The organism is Dietzia timorensis (assembly GCF_001659785.1).
GTDB classification, from domain to species: Bacteria; Actinomycetota; Actinomycetes; order Mycobacteriales; family Mycobacteriaceae; genus Dietzia; species Dietzia timorensis.
Genome location: NZ_CP015961.1, coordinates 2,281,583 through 2,296,091 on the forward strand (window position 1 = coordinate 2,281,583; position 14,509 = coordinate 2,296,091).

At 62.6% G+C, this 14,509-nt stretch carries 13 protein-coding genes and 1 pseudogene; 8 read left to right on the forward strand and 6 right to left on the reverse strand.

The genetic code is table 11. The features are described 5' to 3' along the window. Positions 1-169 precede the first annotated feature (169 nt). On the forward strand, positions 170-1,267 hold the full coding sequence (locus tag BJL86_RS10480; RefSeq protein WP_083657635.1) for an IS630 family transposase: 1,098 nt from the start codon (positions 170-172) through the stop codon (positions 1,265-1,267). Here BJL86_RS10480 and BJL86_RS10485 read toward each other — a convergent pair. Beyond that, positions 1,265-1,612: pseudogene (locus BJL86_RS10485) on the reverse strand (TetR/AcrR family transcriptional regulator); the annotation flags it as partial. The gene BJL86_RS10480 and the pseudogene BJL86_RS10485 overlap by 3 nt on opposite strands. A gap of 296 nt (positions 1,613-1,908) precedes the next feature. On the opposite strand from BJL86_RS10485, the gene BJL86_RS10490 reads away from it, so the two are divergent. Further along, entirely contained in the window at positions 1,909-2,433 is a 525-nt protein-coding gene (locus BJL86_RS10490) for a PaaI family thioesterase (RefSeq protein ID WP_017836045.1), read from the forward strand. Between the two features lie 149 nt (positions 2,434-2,582). On the opposite strand, the gene BJL86_RS10495 is transcribed toward BJL86_RS10490, so the two are convergent. Further along, complete coding sequence (locus BJL86_RS10495; protein ID WP_031264629.1) at positions 2,583-3,584, reverse strand: AraC family transcriptional regulator; 1,002 nt, start codon at positions 3,582-3,584, stop codon at positions 2,583-2,585. A 118-nt stretch (positions 3,585-3,702) separates the two neighbouring features. Here BJL86_RS10495 and BJL86_RS10500 point away from each other — a divergent pair, with 118 nt between their 5' ends. The 4 genes from BJL86_RS10500 (at position 3,703) to BJL86_RS10515 (ending at position 7,851) form a co-directional block, all read left to right on the forward strand. Next, complete coding sequence (locus tag BJL86_RS10500) at positions 3,703-4,023, forward strand: 2Fe-2S iron-sulfur cluster-binding protein (RefSeq protein WP_007633708.1); 321 nt, start codon at positions 3,703-3,705, stop codon at positions 4,021-4,023. 88 nt (positions 4,024-4,111) lie between these two features. Continuing rightward, complete coding sequence (locus BJL86_RS10505) at positions 4,112-5,452, forward strand: cytochrome P450 (RefSeq protein WP_371204028.1); 1,341 nt, start codon at positions 4,112-4,114, stop codon at positions 5,450-5,452. Next, entirely contained in the window at positions 5,449-6,669 is a 1,221-nt protein-coding gene (locus BJL86_RS10510) for an NAD(P)/FAD-dependent oxidoreductase (RefSeq protein WP_017836048.1), read from the forward strand. The genes BJL86_RS10505 and BJL86_RS10510 overlap by 4 nt, the downstream gene beginning before the upstream one ends. Before the next feature lie 120 nt (positions 6,670-6,789). Further along, a complete protein-coding gene (locus BJL86_RS10515) occupies positions 6,790-7,851 on the forward strand; it encodes a BtrH N-terminal domain-containing protein (RefSeq protein WP_067478019.1) in 1,062 nt (353 codons plus the stop codon). Between the two features lie 171 nt (positions 7,852-8,022). On the opposite strand, the gene BJL86_RS10520 is transcribed toward BJL86_RS10515, so the two are convergent. Continuing rightward, a complete protein-coding gene (locus BJL86_RS10520; protein WP_037216855.1) occupies positions 8,023-8,709 on the reverse strand; it encodes a TetR/AcrR family transcriptional regulator in 687 nt (228 codons plus the stop codon). Between the two features lie 118 nt (positions 8,710-8,827). Here BJL86_RS10520 and BJL86_RS10525 point away from each other — a divergent pair, with 118 nt between their 5' ends. Beyond that, a complete protein-coding gene (locus tag BJL86_RS10525) occupies positions 8,828-10,405 on the forward strand; it encodes an MFS transporter (RefSeq protein WP_037216857.1) in 1,578 nt (525 codons plus the stop codon). A gap of 143 nt (positions 10,406-10,548) precedes the next feature. Here the strand turns inward: BJL86_RS10525 and BJL86_RS10530 are convergent, their stop codons facing one another. After that, positions 10,549-11,223, reverse strand: a complete 675-nt coding sequence (locus BJL86_RS10530; protein ID WP_335672028.1) for a recombinase family protein — start codon at positions 11,221-11,223, stop codon at positions 10,549-10,551. 83 nt (positions 11,224-11,306) lie between these two features. On the opposite strand from BJL86_RS10530, the gene BJL86_RS16785 reads away from it, so the two are divergent. Next, positions 11,307-11,579: an LGFP repeat-containing protein gene (locus tag BJL86_RS16785; RefSeq protein WP_067478016.1), complete on the forward strand. Its 273-nt coding sequence runs from the start codon at positions 11,307-11,309 to the stop codon at positions 11,577-11,579. 45 nt (positions 11,580-11,624) lie between these two features. Here the strand turns inward: BJL86_RS16785 and BJL86_RS10550 are convergent, their stop codons facing one another. Continuing rightward, a complete protein-coding gene (locus tag BJL86_RS10550; protein WP_083657636.1) occupies positions 11,625-12,722 on the reverse strand; it encodes an IS630 family transposase in 1,098 nt (365 codons plus the stop codon). A gap of 181 nt (positions 12,723-12,903) precedes the next feature. Then, positions 12,904-14,277: a PhoH family protein gene (locus tag BJL86_RS10555; protein ID WP_067475106.1), complete on the reverse strand. Its 1,374-nt coding sequence runs from the start codon at positions 14,275-14,277 to the stop codon at positions 12,904-12,906. Positions 14,278-14,509: the final 232 nt, after the last annotated feature.

A 14,509-nucleotide genomic window follows, 5' to 3' on the forward strand; every position in this document is an offset into this window, starting at 1 on the left:
TCACTTCCCTCCCCTGCCGGCGCTGTCCCCGGCTCGACAACTGTGTCAAGCCTAGTGCTCCCGGGGCCGACGAGAAGCCTGTTCGGCGAAGAAGTTTCGCCGGGCAATTCGCGGCCTAGTGTCGCGCGTGTGAAGTAGTTTTACGGTTGGGTTTGTGAAATCATGGGGCATGGCGAATCGACCTGCCCCGGCATTGATGTTGCGTCCCGGCGATCGCGAGGAGCTCGAGACGATGACCCGTTCGCAGTCGATGTCGGCGGGGATGGTGCAGCGGGCGCGGATCGTGTTGCTGGCCACGGAGGGTCGGCGCAATGCTGAGATCGCGGAGCTGGCTGGAGCGTCGCGTCCGAAGGTGAATCTGTGGCGATCCAGGTATGAGGACAAGGGCATCGCGGGCCTGGTCGATGAGAAACGTTCTGGCCGGCCGCGCACGATTGATCACGCGGCGATCGTGACGGCGACGTTGATGCCGCCGCCGAAGAGTTTGGGCGTGACCCACTGGTCGTCGCGGTTGCTGGCGGCGCGGTTGAAGGTCTCGGCCTCGACGGTGGTCACGGCGTGGCGAGCCTATGGGATCAAGCCGTGGCGGGCCGAGTCGTTCCGGTTCTCTACCGATCCCGAGCTGGTCGGCAAGGTCACCGACATCTGCGGTCTGTACCTGGCGCCCCCGGAGAACGCGATCGTGCTGTGCGTGGACGAGAAATCTCAGATCCAGGCGCTGGATCGGACGCAGCCGATCTTGCCCATGCAGCCGGGACTGATCGAGCGGCGCAGCCACGACTACGTCCGGCACGGCACCACCACCTTGTTCGCGGCGCTGGATATCGCTACCGGGCAGGTCACCGCCGCCCTCAAGCCACGGCACCGAAACCAGGAGTTCCTGGCGTTCCTCAAGCAGATTGAGCGGGCCTACCGCGACGCCGTTGACGCCGAGGGAAAGCCGGTCGAGTTGCACCTGGTGATGGACAATTACGCCGCCCACAAGCACGCGAACGTCAAGGCCTGGCTGGCTGACAATCCCCGCTTCAAGGTGCACTTCACCCCGACTCACGCCTCGTGGATGAACCTGGTGGAGGTCTGGTTCGGGATCGTCGAACGCCAGGCCATTCGCCGAGGGGTCTTCACATCCGTCAAGGACCTCAACGCCAAGATTCGGGCCTTCATCGACGGCTGGAACAACCGCTCACACCCGTTCGTCTGGACGAAAACCGCCGAGGAAGTCCTCGCGAAAGCCAACCGTAACAACACTTCAAATGCGGACCACTAGCAACGCGCGGCGCAGGTAGTTCACCACCTCGGGACGCCTGACCAGCATGTCGACAACCGCGTCGTTGCGGATCCGGGCGATGTCGGCGCCTGGGATGTCCACGGGCACCGAGGCAAGTGCGGTAGCGAAATGCTCTACGACCAGTCGCTCGACCGCCTCGCGAAGGCCGTCCTTTGTGCCGTAGTGATGGACCACGAGACCCACCGTCACTCCGGCCGCGGTTGCCACGGTTCGCAACGAAGTGCCGTCCTCGCCGTTGGCGGCGTAGAGATCCAGTGCGGCGTTGCGGATGCGCGCCTTGGCAGTGAGATCCCGGCCCGCGGCGCCTGGTGCGGAACGATTCACGCGGTTCCCCTTCAGTTGCGGTCGAGCCTACGGACCCCAAACTAGACTATACGTCGGTACCGCTTACTGTATGTTCGTACAGTACAAGGTGTCCCGGCTCAGTCGGCCTTGTCGACCTGACTATCGTGCCGTCGACAGCCAGTTGCTCAGGCCACCCGCATCGGGCCTCAGGGCCCCTTGGACGTCCCGGTCAAAGGTTGGCTCACGGGTCGGACGTGCGGGTGTCGGCGATATCTCCGTCGCCACAAGCCGAGGTATCGCACCCAGTACAACTTCATCGACAGGAAGGTCTGGACATGGACACATTTCGCGACAAGGCCGGCGAGCCGATAGGTACCGATATCGACAACTGGGTGGCCTCGTTCACGCGCATGGAATCCGGTTCCTCCGAGCTTCCTCCCCACCACCCCAACTGCCTTGGCTGTGGACCAGAGAACCCGAATGGTCACTTCCTCTCGGTACGGCGTGACGGAGACGGCGTCGTCGCACACCACCAGTTCGACCAGCGCCACGTCGGGGCACCGGGCATTGCACACGGCGGCGCGGTAGCGACCGTGATTGACGACCTCTTCGGCTTCTTGCTGTATTCGGTCGGCGAGCTCGCCGTGACGCGCCGTCTCGAGCTCGAGTATCTTGCGCCAGCACTACTCGACACCCCGTACATCCTGCGCGCTGCAGTTCGGTCTCGCGATGGCCGGAAATTGGACCTCAAGTCCACGATGGAGGATGCAGAGGGCCGCACTGTTATTACTGCCACTGCCCTGTTCATCGTGGTCGAGGTTGAACACTTTTTGCAGTCACAGAGAAACTCGAGGGCTTAGGCCAAACTCACCGCCGCGAGCACCAGGCCCGAATACGTCGAGGGTGTCGGCGGAGCCTGAAGCTATTGAACGCCACGCCCAAAGAAAGGGCGAAGCTGAAGGCACCGTGCATTGCCAGTTGCCCTGTACGAGTCAACCAAGTGGCAGCGCTACCTACGACGGAACCCCGTCGGCGGGTGGCCGGTCCAGTGCTTGAAAGCGTGTGAAAAGCTGGCGAGGTCGCTATATCCGAGGTCCGTGGCGATCTCGCTCGCGGACACAGATCCGTCCAGTAAACGAAGAATCGCGTACTCAAGAATGATCGACTGGCGCAGTCCGCGATAGGTCATCCCTTCCTCAGAGAGGCGCCGCTTAAGTGTGCTCGTAGAGATGGAGAGTTCGTCTGCAATCCACTGACTTCCACAATCTGCGGGACGCTTCTCTATCAGACGTCTCACCTTGTCCGAATACGAGGCGATTTTACTCCGCTCGTCGAGCCTTCGCTGCAAGTCACTGATAGCGAGTCGATACGCCACGGGGTCAGAGAACCGGCAGACGTGATTGACCGCGTCAACGGGAAAATGCAGAATGGACAGTGAAGCGTCAAATACCAGGCGACCAGCTAACCAATCCTGATCCACGGGCAGACCTTCCGGAGCGGGCCAACCCAGTGAGAGTGTGATGTCTGGTGCATCGCCAACGAGTATATTCAGCAGCCTCAGCAGGACCGCACCACAGTAGGTGACCACTAGGGAGTCTAGGACTCGATCGCCCGTCTGCCCATTGAGCGCGACAGACACTCCGTGTCCACCTGCGTAGAACTGCGCACTCAGGGCTGGGGTTATTAGCGGCAGGTAGGCAAGCAATTCCAATATCTCGCCTGCGGAACCTGCGCTTACTAGTGGGACGCTTAATGGTCCGAAGGACGTCAGATGAGCATGCTGGGCGAACGCCAAACCGAGGGTCGTTGCTTGGTCAACGTCGAGGTCGGGCAAGGCTTCCCTGATCCACCGCAGGGGAACTTGGGCGTTGATGGCGAGAAGTGACTCGACGTCGCTTCGCTCACGATCCATGATCTCGCGAAACCGTGCAACGGCGTCTTGCTCCAGAACTGGGCTCTCAAGTAACTGCGCGAACACGAGCGGTGGCACGCCCTCGCGATCAAGATTCATCGCCCCCGCCTTCTGAGCCAAATTAACAAGCTTCTGCCCTCAATCAACCTAGCCGCAGTCGTCGTTGTTAGCAATACTGTGAGCAGCTATTACCCGAACAACCATGCAGGAGCCAGCGATGACAGTCGTAACCTTCGTCTCACATGACGGAGAGAAGCACGAGGTGCCCTTAGAGGAGGGGCAGTCACTCATGCGGATCGCCGTCAACAACGCGGTGCCCGGAATCGACGCCGATTGCGGAGGCGAAGCCGCGTGCGGCACGTGTCATGTCATCGTTGATCCGCAATGGTCCGACGTGGTGGGCCTCTCGGGAGCAAGTGAAGAAGAGATGCTCTCAATGAACCCCGAACGGCTGCCGACCTCCCGACTGTCGTGCCAGATGACCGCGTCCGCGGATTGGGACGGCCTTACCGTCCAGGTGCCAGAGTTCCAGATGTAACGACGTTCCAGATGTAACGACGAAAGACAAGGTGAGACACGTGAAGGTTTCCGATACGATCGGCGACAAGGTTCAGTCGGCCATCCCGATGGATCTGCAGATCCGGGGCGCCCATCTGTACGACAGGACTCGGCGCTGGGTGACAAGGACGAATGGGAAGAAGCTTTTCGTAGAGAAGCCCATCCCCCCCGTCGAGGACGTCGAACTCGCCGACATCGACCTCAGTAATCCCTTTCTCTATCGGCAAGGACGCTGGCAGTCCTACTATGAGCGCCTGCGAAACGAGGCTCCGGTCCACTTTCAGCCCAACAGTGCGTTCGGGCCGTTCTGGTCAGTGACCCGACATGAAGACATCATCGCGGTCGATAAGAACCATGAGGTCTTCTCCGCCGAGCCGATGATAGTGATCGGGGCCCCGCCTCGTTTTCTCGATATTGAGATGTTCATCGCGATGGACCCACCGCGCCACGACGTGCAGCGAGCAGCTGTGCAGGGGGTGGTGGCGCCTAAGAACCTGCGCGAGATGGAGACGCTCATTCGGTCTCGGGTTCGCGAGGTACTAGACGACTTGCCGGTGAATCAGCCGTTCGACTGGGTCCAGACTGTCTCGATCGAACTGACAGCTCGAATGCTCGCGACGCTCTTGGACTTCCCCTACGAGGAACGTCGCAAACTCGTGTACTGGTCAGATATTGCAACTTCGTTCGAGGAAGCGAACGGTGGTCCTGCGGACCTCGACGAGTCGTTCGACGGAATGCGCGAGATGGCGAGCGGTCTGAGTTCTCTGTGGTACGACAAGAAGGCTCGGTTAGCAGAGGGGGAGGAACCCGGTTTCGACCTGGTCACCATGCTGCAGAGCAACGAGAACACCAAGGATCTGATCGACCGCCCGATGGAATTCATGGGCAACTTTGTGCTGTTGATCGTCGGAGGGAACGATACGACCCGGAACTCGATGAGTGGTGGCGTTCTGGCGCTGAACCGGTTCCCAGACCAGTTCGAAAAGCTCAAGTCCAACCCTGACCTGATCCCCAACATGGTCTCCGAGATAATCCGGTGGCAAACGCCGCTGGCCTACATGCGCCGAATCGCCAAGACTGACACTATCTTGAACGGTCAGTTCATCCGTAAGGGTGACAAGGTCGTGATGTGGTACGCCTCAGGCAACCGCGACGAGCGTGTGTTCGAGCGGCCCGATGACTTCATCATCGACCGGGCCAACGTCCGCAACCACATCTCCTTCGGGTTCGGCGTACACCGGTGCATGGGCAACCGACTGGCCGAAATGCAGCTGCGGATCCTCTGGGAAGAGCTGCTCCCCCGCTTCGAGAACATCGAGGTCGTCGGCGAACCCGAGTACGTGCAGTCCAACTTCGTTCGCGGCATCAGCAAGATGATGGTGCGCCTCACCCCGAAATCCGGCACATGACATCGCAGCGAGCCCTCATCATCGGTGCCAGCCATGCCGGAGCCCAACTCGCGGCGAGCCTACGGCAGGACGGGTGGAGCGGTGAGATCGTCCTCATCGGCGAGGAGCCCACGGTGCCCTACCAGCGCCCGCCACTGTCGAAGGCGTATCTCGCCGGGAAAACCACCCTCGACGAGATCACCATCCGCAGTTCGGACTTCTACTCCAAGCAGCGAATCCAGCTTCTCAACGCGCACGTGGAGGCGATCGACCGCTCGGCTGGGCACATCGTTATGAGCACCGGCGACACACTGACATACGACAAGCTCGCGCTGTGCACGGGAGCCCGCCCTCGTCAGCTCCGCGTTCCTGGGGCCGATCTCCCCGGGGTCCATTACCTTCGTACCGCCGCAGACGTCGAGAAGATCCGCACGTCCGCCACCCCCGGGCGGCGAGTGGTGATCGTCGGGGGCGGCTACATCGGACTTGAGACGGCCGCCTCACTACGGGCACTGGACCTGGACGTCACCGTGCTCGAGGCGACCACTCGCGTCCTCGAGCGGGTCACTGCTCCCGACGTATCAACGTTCTTCGAGCGGATCCACCGAGAGGAGGGCATCGATATCCGAACGGGCGCCAAAGTCGCAGCATTAGTCGGAGACGACTGCGTCCGCGAGGTCACACTATCTACTGGCGAGTCGATCCCGGCTGATCTGGTCATCGTGGGCATCGGTGTTGAACCGAGAACAGAACTCGCCGACGCTGCGGGTCTCGTGGTCGACAACGGCATCGTGATCGACGACCATGCCCGGACCGAGGACCCCGACATCGTGGCCGCCGGAGATTGCACAAGCCATGACATCGCCCGTTACGGCTGCCGTATACGCATGGAGTCCGTGTCGAGTGCGGGGGAGCAGGCCAAGGTCGCCGCCTCGACCATCTGCGGAAAATCTAGGAAGATCGAGGCGCTTCCCTGGTTCTGGTCAGATCAATACGATCTCAAGCTGCAGATCGCCGGTCTCAACACCGGTTACGACGAAGTCGTCCTCAGCGGTGACCCCACCCGGGACCGCGACTTCAGCTGCTTCTACCTCCGTGATGGCGAACTCCTTGCTGCAGACTGCATCAACCGCCCCCGCGATTTCATGCTCAGCAAGCGAGCCATCACCCAGCAGCGTCCTTTCGTCCGGACCGATTTCGCCCATACGGGTTCTCCCGATTCCTTTCGCAATGGGTAAGCCAGTCCCGAGCGAGACTCGCACGGTCAGCGGCGGAGCCTCGACGAACGGCGCTGACATCCCACTGGCGCAGCAAGAGAGCCCGGTTCGTGCCCGCCTGCCGTTCAGAAAGGAACTCTGATGACTCGCCAGACGCTCATCGAGAACTATCCACATCGGGTCGGGGGGCACTGCGGCTCAGCCGCGATGCGAGACCTCCTGCACTGGCAAGGCCTCGGCTGGGAAGGACCGCCCGATGAAGGTCTCGTCTTCACCCTCGGGGGGTCACTTGGCCTGTCCTACTTGCGCTCGAGCGACCTCTTCCCGCCGCTTTATCTGGTAGGGAGAGACTCCGATTTCGAAGTAAATCTCCCCCATCTACTGGGCGCACAGGTCCAAGTGCTCACGACCGACGATCCCCGAGAAGGATGGTCGTGGATTAGCCAGGAGGTCGATGCCGGAAGGCCAGCCCTGATATGGGGCGACATCGCGGAGTTGCCCTACCTGCGGGTTCGGCTCCAAATGAGTCGCCACGATATCGTGGTAATTGGTTACGACGAGGCGGAGAGGATCGCCTTCGTTGTTGACAACGACCGTGCCGAGGTCCAAAAGGTTCCGTTCGACGCTCTCGCTCGAGCACGGTCGTCGATGTCATTCCCACAACCGACACGTCACACCACGTACCGCATCGCCTGGCCGCATGAGTTACCAGACCTTGCGCAGGTTGCCGCAGCGGCTTTCCGTCAATCGGCAGCGAACATGCGCCACCCAACTCCGCCAGGAGTCGTTGATCTCACGACCGCGGTGAGCGGTTCCGAAGGCTTAGCAGCGGTCGCCCAGCTCGCCGCTGATGTCCGGACTTGGTCCCATCTACCGGCTGACGAACTCGAGATCCTCTTATTCAGCTTGAGCGCTTTCATCGAGAAGGCCGGCACCGGTGGCGGCCTGTTCCGAAAGCTGCTCGCTGACGGCTGCGCGGACGTGGCACGTTTGACCGGTGACCTCGCGACCGAAGATCTCGCCGTAGCCGCCAGACACTGTGCCCAGACATGGACGGAGGCCGGCCGAGCCGGGATCGAGCACGAGGTCGATGTGCGTACTCGGCTGGAACGTGTGGCTTCGGCGGTTAGCCTCCTGCCCACGCTCGAGCTTCAACTGGCTGAAGCTCTGGAGTCAGCTTCGCGATCGCTTGCAACAGCCTGACTAATCGGGAAGTCAAAACTGGACGGTAGAAGTTCCGGCCGCACTCAGACTGCAGCGGATGGCTCGCCGCCGCTCGCACCGAAACGACCGGGCTCTAGGGTTGCCTCGCCACCTCCCCGGCGACCTCGGCGATCGAGCGGTCACACCCATCCGACAAGAAGAAGCCCCGATTTAGCGAGATCCGCCGGCGCCAGGGCGGTTCAGGTCGTGGATGGACTCGGCCGGGATGGGTTCGCCTCCCTGCTTGCGGGCAGCAAGAAAATCATCAACGAGTTGCACGCATCCGTCGTGGTCGACGGTGCAGAGCCCAGTAAGGCGAGCGAACACGACGGGACCCAGGAGTTGAACGATCGCGAAGGTGGTGTCGACGTTGCCGAGCTGTGCTCGAACGTCAGGCTGTGTGAGGATGCGGTCAAAGGGCTGCCGGTATACCTCGATGACTCGACTACGCAGTGAGGTGATCGCGGCCGAATCGGCAGGATCGCCGCCGACTGATCCGATTGACAGCCAAGCCAGAGTCGTAATGTTCAGCGGCGCCTGGTCAATCAGGTCGGCTTGGGCCGTGAGAAGCGCGATGAGTTGGTCTCGTACCGACCCACTGTCGGCAGAGACCTCGACGCGAGGCAACAGCCGCTCGAAGGTCGCCGCAAGCAACTGGGCGGTCCCGCCGAAATGCCGATAGAGCGTGGCCCGCGCAACCTTTGACATTCGAGTGACCGCCTCGACGGTAACCGCCTCTACACCGCCAGTGCTCAGGAGATGCGTGGCAGCGTCGAGCAATCGTTTTCGTGAGCGCAGCAGTCGCGGATCGAGCTGATCGTCGTCCGTAGCGGGCCGGTCAGCACTCCAGTCGTTCACGCTCTCCCCCTTCGGCCGACGGTCACTTCTCGTCCAAGCTAACCTGTCCAACCAACCGAACACTGTGATACTACTTGTCTCAGACCAAGACCGATCATCTCACAGCAAGGGGCCGGCGATGCACTCACCGCAACAGACCATCACCGAGTCATCCCGGTGGACCCGAGCCGAATGGTGGATGCTCACGGTGTCGTGCCTAGCCGTGGCGTTGGTGGTCGCGGCCATGGCCGCGCTGTATTCGGCATTACCGGAGATTGCGGTAGAGACTGGAGCGACGCAAGCCCAGCTGACCTGGATCGTCGACGGCTACACGCTGGTACTGGCGTGCCTGGTCCTGCCCGCTGGAGCGATCGGTGACCGCTATGGCAGACGCGCAGTTCTCGTAATAGGCCTGGCGATATTCACCATGGCGTCCGCACTTCCCCTGCTGCTGTCTGACCCGGCCTGGTTGATCGCTGCGCGAGCGATTGCCGGGGCGGGCGCTGCACTGGTAATGCCCTCGACGCTCTCGATTCTGACTGCTGGTTTCGCCGCCGTTCATCGCGGCCGAGCAGTAGGTGTGTGGGCTGGAGTCGCCGGGTCCGGAGCAGTGTTAGGCATCCTCGGCGCCGGGGTGTTGCTTGAGCGCTGGTCGTGGGTGTCGGTATTTGTCGGACTGACCGCAGCGGGAGCCCTACTGGCCGCGCTGGCATGCACGATCGCTGAGTCCAGCCAGCATGATCACCCTCCCGTGGACTGGGTGGGCGCGGCGGCAGCTGCAGTCGCGGTTGCGGGAATCGTATTCGCCACGATCGAGTTTCCCGCGCGGGGCTGGGCCGACCCGATCGTTCTCGCCAGCGCCGGGGCCGGCATGTTGGCGACAGCCTTTTTTATCCTGATTGAGCTGCGATCCTCGGCCCCCTTGTTGGATGTTCGGTTGTTCGCCAAGCGCGGCTTCAGCGCCGGCTCGTTGTCGGTGGCCATCCAATTCTTGGTCACTTTCGGGGTATTCCTACTCCTGGTGCAGTACCTGCAACTGATCCTGGGATACGGACCGCTGGCCTCGGCGTTGGGATTGGTGCCGATGACGGTCCCCCTGATCGTGATCTCGGTGATCGCCCCCCGACTGTCACAGCGATTTGGACTACGAGTGATGACCGTCGCCGGTCTGGTGACCATCGCAGTTGGCCTGATGCTGGTGAGCAGGCTGACCGTCGACGCACGTTACCTCGACCTGCTATGGCCGCTGTTGATCATGAGCGCAGGGCTCGGACTATGCACAGCCCCGGCGACCTACGCGATCATCGCCGAAACTCCGGAGAGCAAACACGGGGTCGCCGCCGCAGTCAACGATGCGGCCCGCGAGATCGGCGCTGCGATGGGGATCGCAGTGGCCGGCAGTGTGCTGGCCGCCGGATACACCCGCCACATCCAACCCGCCCTGCCTCAGTTACCCGAACCTGCCCGCGGTCCGGTCTCCGACTCCCTGGCCGCCGCCCTAGAGATCGCCGCACAAGCCGGACCAATGGCGCAACCATTGGTCGACTACGCCAAAGAGGCATTTGTCAACGGCAGCAGTCAGGCCACACTTACGTTGGCAATCCTCACCGCCGCAGCCGCAGTCTTGCTAGCGATCCTTGCCCCGGGCACTGCTCCGCGTGACCACAAGACCACGGCCAGTTCCACAGCACCGGCACACCGGGACAGCGTCGGATAGGTGGCCCGTCCGGCTTCCGGCTGCACTGACTCGTGCCTGGAGAAACTGCGCAAGGTCAGCAAGAACCGCGGTCCCTCCCGAGTGCCGAATCTCGACGGTCGAGCTGCTGTGGCTAGCGATACCCACCATCTTCAGGGCGGGGGTCAGTGGCTGGTGCGTCCACGCCCGCCCGCTTCAACGCGCTGTAGTGCGCGGTAGAGCGTGGATCGGCTAACTCCGAGATTGCGGGCGATCACTGACGGCCCCTCCCCTGCCTCGATGCGGGCCCGGGCTTTGTCGACCTGCTCGGCGGTCAGGACTCGCTTACGACCCTTGTACTTGCCCTTCGCCTTAGCGATGGCAATGCCCTCAGCCTGACGTTCACGAATGATGGCCCGCTCGAACTCGGCGAACGCCCCGAGCAGCGAAAGCATCAGATCCGCTCGAGGATCCTGGGCGCCGGCGGCGTAGGTAGCCCGTTCATGGACAAACTCCACACTCGCGCCCTTGGCAGTGACCTCACCAACGATCTGCTTGAGATCAACCAGGGAACGAGCGAGTCTGTCCATTGACGCGACGACGAGCTCGTCACCGTCGCGCAGGTACCCGATGCACTCGGCGAGCTTCTCGCGATCGGCGCGCGAGCGCGCAGACTGCTTTTCGACATAGACCCGATCACACTCCCCCACCGCCTCGAGCTGACGCGCCTCATTCTGATCCGCAGCCGACACCCGCACATAGGCCACCCTCTGCCCGCGCGGACGCGAAGCCCGGCGAACCGGCCGCAAATGGCGGAGAAGCTCAAAACTTTGCCAACGGACGCAACTACTGGCATCCACTTGTCGCCAACGGCTTCGCCAATGCCGTCTGGGGGAGAATCGGGGAGCGCTACTTGGAACTCGGAGCTGAGGCAGGGAGCCTGATGTACCCCACCAGCAACGAATTGCCGTGCCCCAACCGTGGATTTTGCTCCTTCAACCGATTCGAAACCGGAAACATATATTGGTCGCCGACCACCAACGCCCAAGCAGTGTGGGGAGCGATCTTTCAGGAATACGGAAGACAGGGCTACGAGAACGGCAGGTTCGGGCTGCCCACGACCAGCGAATTCGACACCCCGGACGGAAAACAGGTGAACTTTGAAGGAGGCTGGATTCGCTGGATCCGCAATACAGGGGCGTTGATCACTTCCTAAGGCGGACTCGGTAGCCGCGAGCGCTGCCCCTAGAAGGGTATGCAACTAGTGGTCCGCATTTGAAGTGTTGTTACGGTTGGCTTTCGCGAGGACTTCCTCGGCGGTTTTCGTCCAGACGAACGGGTGTGAGCGGTTGTTCCAGCCGTCGATGAAGGCCCGAATCTTGGCGTTGAGGTCCTTGACGGATGTGAAGACCCCTCGGCGAATGGCCTGGCGTTCGACGATCCCGAACCAGACCTCCACCAGGTTCATCCACGAGGCGTGAGTCGGGGTGAAGTGCACCTTGAAGCGGGGATTGTCAGCCAGCCAGGCCTTGACGTTCGCGTGCTTGTGGGCGGCGTAATTGTCCATCACCAGGTGCAACTCGACCGGCTTTCCCCCGGCGTCAACGGCGTCGCGGTAGGCCCGCTCAATCTGCTTGAGGAACGCCAGGAACTCCTGGTTTCGGTGCCGTGGCTTGAGGGCGGCGGTGACCTGCCCGGTAGCGATATCCAGCGCCGCGAACAAGGTGGTGGTGCCGTGCCGGACGTAGTCGTGGCTGCGCCGCTCGATCAGTCCCGGCTGCATGGGCAAGATCGGCTGCGTCCGATCCAGCGCCTGGATCTGAGATTTCTCGTCCACGCACAGCACGATCGCGTTCTCCGGGGGCGCCAGGTACAGACCGCAGATGTCGGTGACCTTGCCGACCAGCTCGGGATCGGTAGAGAACCGGAACGACTCGGCCCGCCACGGCTTGATCCCATAGGCTCGCCACGCCGTGACCACCGTCGAGGCCGAGACCTTCAACCGCGCCGCCAGCAACCGCGACGACCAGTGGGTCACGCCCAAACTCTTCGGCGGCGGCATCAACGTCGCCGTCACGATCGCCGCGTGATCAATCGTGCGCGGCCGGCCAGAACGTTTCTCATCGACCAGGCCCGCGATGCCCTTGTCCTCATACCTGGATCGCCACAGATTCACCTTCGGACGCGACGCTCCAGCCAGCTCCGCGATCTCAGCATTGCGCCGACCCTCCGTGGCCAGCAACACGATCCGCGCCCGCTGCACCATCCCCGCCGACATCGACTGCGAACGGGTCATCCTCTCGAGCTCCTCGCGATCGCCGGGACGCAACATCAATGCCGGGGCAGGTCGATTCGCCATGCCCCATGATTTCACAAACCCAACCGTAAAACTACTTCACACGCGCGACACTAGTCATGCGCGATCGCGCTCGGCACCTATGCACGCACGTCCGGCCGGATTCACCGCGTCCTGCTGTAGTGAATCCGGCCGGACATGTACTTTTCGCGCGAGGGCGCACTATCCGGGCCCTGTGCGTCCCCTAAGCCGAGCGTGCGACGCTGGCGGGCGCCTTGCCTCCGTCGGGCTGACCCGGCGTGAACTCGGCGAGCATCTCGGTGACGAGCTCCGCGATCGGCGAACGCTCCGAACGCGTGAGCGTGACGTGGGCAAAGAGCTTGTTGCCCTTGAGCTTTTCGATGACCGCGCCGATACCGTCGTGGCGGCCCACGCGAAGATTGTCGCGCTGGGCGACGTCATGGGTGAGTGCGACGCGAGATCCCGAGCCCAGCCGCGAGAGGACCGTGAGAAGCACGTTGCGTTCGAGGGACTGCGCCTCGTCGACGATGACGAAGGAGTCATGGAGGGATCGGCCACGGATATGGGTCAGCGGGAGCACTTCGAGGATGTCCCGGTCCATTACCTCGTCGATGACGTTTTCGGAGACCAGGCCTTCGAGGGTGTCGAATACGGCCTGCGACCACGGGCTCATCTTCTCGGCTTCCGAACCCGGTAGGTAGCCGAGCTCCTGGCCGCCGACCGCATACAGCGGACGGAACACCACGATGCGGCGCTGTTCGCGGCGCTCGAGCACCGCCTCGAGACCGGCGCAGAGCGCCAGGGCGGACTTGCCGGTACCGGCGCGTCCGCCGAGCGACACGATCCCGACTTCCGGGTCGGTGAGCAGGTCGAGGGCGAGGCGCTGCTCGAAGGAGCGCCCACGCATCCCGAAGATGTCCCGGTCCCCCTTGACGAGGCGAAGGGTGCCGCCCTGCGCGACGCGAGCCATCGCGCTCGACGAGCCGGCCTGGAGCTTGAGACCGCAATGGATGGGCAGATCGGCGACGTCATTGGCGTTGAAGAGCGCGCGGGTGGCGGCATGGTCCAGGGAACCGGTTCCGAACAGAGCGTCGATGTCCTCGGGCGAGGCTCCGAGCTCTGCGGTGCCGGTGTAACCGGTGAGCATGACGTCCTGGGCGCGGTATTCTTCGGCGTCCATGCCAACCGCGCCGGCCTTGACGCGAAGAGGGATGTCCTTGGAGACGAGGACGGTGTCCGCACCCTCGGCGCGGAGATTGAGCGCGCACGCGAGGATGCGCGAGTCGTTCCCTGTGTCGCGGAAGCCCGAGGGCAACACCGTCTGGTCCGTGTGGTTGAGTTCCACGCGCAGGGTGCCGCCCTCTGGGGTGACCTCGATGTCTCCGTCCAGACGGCCGTAGCGGGAGCGGAATTCCTCCAACAGTCGGAGGGCCTCTCGCGCGAAGTAGCCGAGTTCCGGATGGTGGCGTTTGCCCTCGAGCTCGCCGATGACGGCGATGGGCAAGACGACCTCGTGTTCGGCGAATCTGCTGATCGCCCACGGATCGGAGAGCAACACCGAAGTGTCGAGGACGTAAGTACGAATGGTCTGTGCCACGGGAATCTCCTCGCCCCGGGGCGCCCCAGGGCGTCGTTGGTGTCGGATTACCTCTGGTGCGGTCCGAACGTTCTCGGGCCGATCCGCAAGTCGCCATTGGCGGCGTCTTACAAGGGCCACGCTACGGAGCGCGGGTGAGAATCACATGACTGTGAGTTAACGTGTCGTGAACTTTCACCGACCGCGGTGAGGCGTCTGGTCACACAAACACCACCGGACACTCCAGAGCCTC

Coding starts and splice junctions, on each gene's coding strand:
- BJL86_RS10480 (WP_083657635.1), top strand. CDS start 170: ATGGCGAATCGACCTGCCCCGGCATTGATGTTGCGTCCCGGCGATCGC.
- BJL86_RS10490 (WP_017836045.1), top strand. CDS start 1,909: ATGGACACATTTCGCGACAAGGCCGGCGAGCCGATAGGTACCGATATC.
- BJL86_RS10495 (WP_031264629.1), bottom strand. CDS start 3,584: ATGAATCTTGATCGCGAGGGCGTGCCACCGCTCGTGTTCGCGCAGTTA.
- BJL86_RS10500 (WP_007633708.1), top strand. CDS start 3,703: ATGACAGTCGTAACCTTCGTCTCACATGACGGAGAGAAGCACGAGGTG.
- BJL86_RS10505 (WP_371204028.1), top strand. CDS start 4,112: ATGGATCTGCAGATCCGGGGCGCCCATCTGTACGACAGGACTCGGCGC.
- BJL86_RS10510 (WP_017836048.1), top strand. CDS start 5,449: ATGACATCGCAGCGAGCCCTCATCATCGGTGCCAGCCATGCCGGAGCC.
- BJL86_RS10515 (WP_067478019.1), top strand. CDS start 6,790: ATGACTCGCCAGACGCTCATCGAGAACTATCCACATCGGGTCGGGGGG.
- BJL86_RS10525 (WP_037216857.1), top strand. CDS start 8,828: ATGCACTCACCGCAACAGACCATCACCGAGTCATCCCGGTGGACCCGA.
- BJL86_RS16785 (WP_067478016.1), top strand. CDS start 11,307: ATGTACCCCACCAGCAACGAATTGCCGTGCCCCAACCGTGGATTTTGC.
- BJL86_RS10550 (WP_083657636.1), bottom strand. CDS start 12,722: ATGGCGAATCGACCTGCCCCGGCATTGATGTTGCGTCCCGGCGATCGC.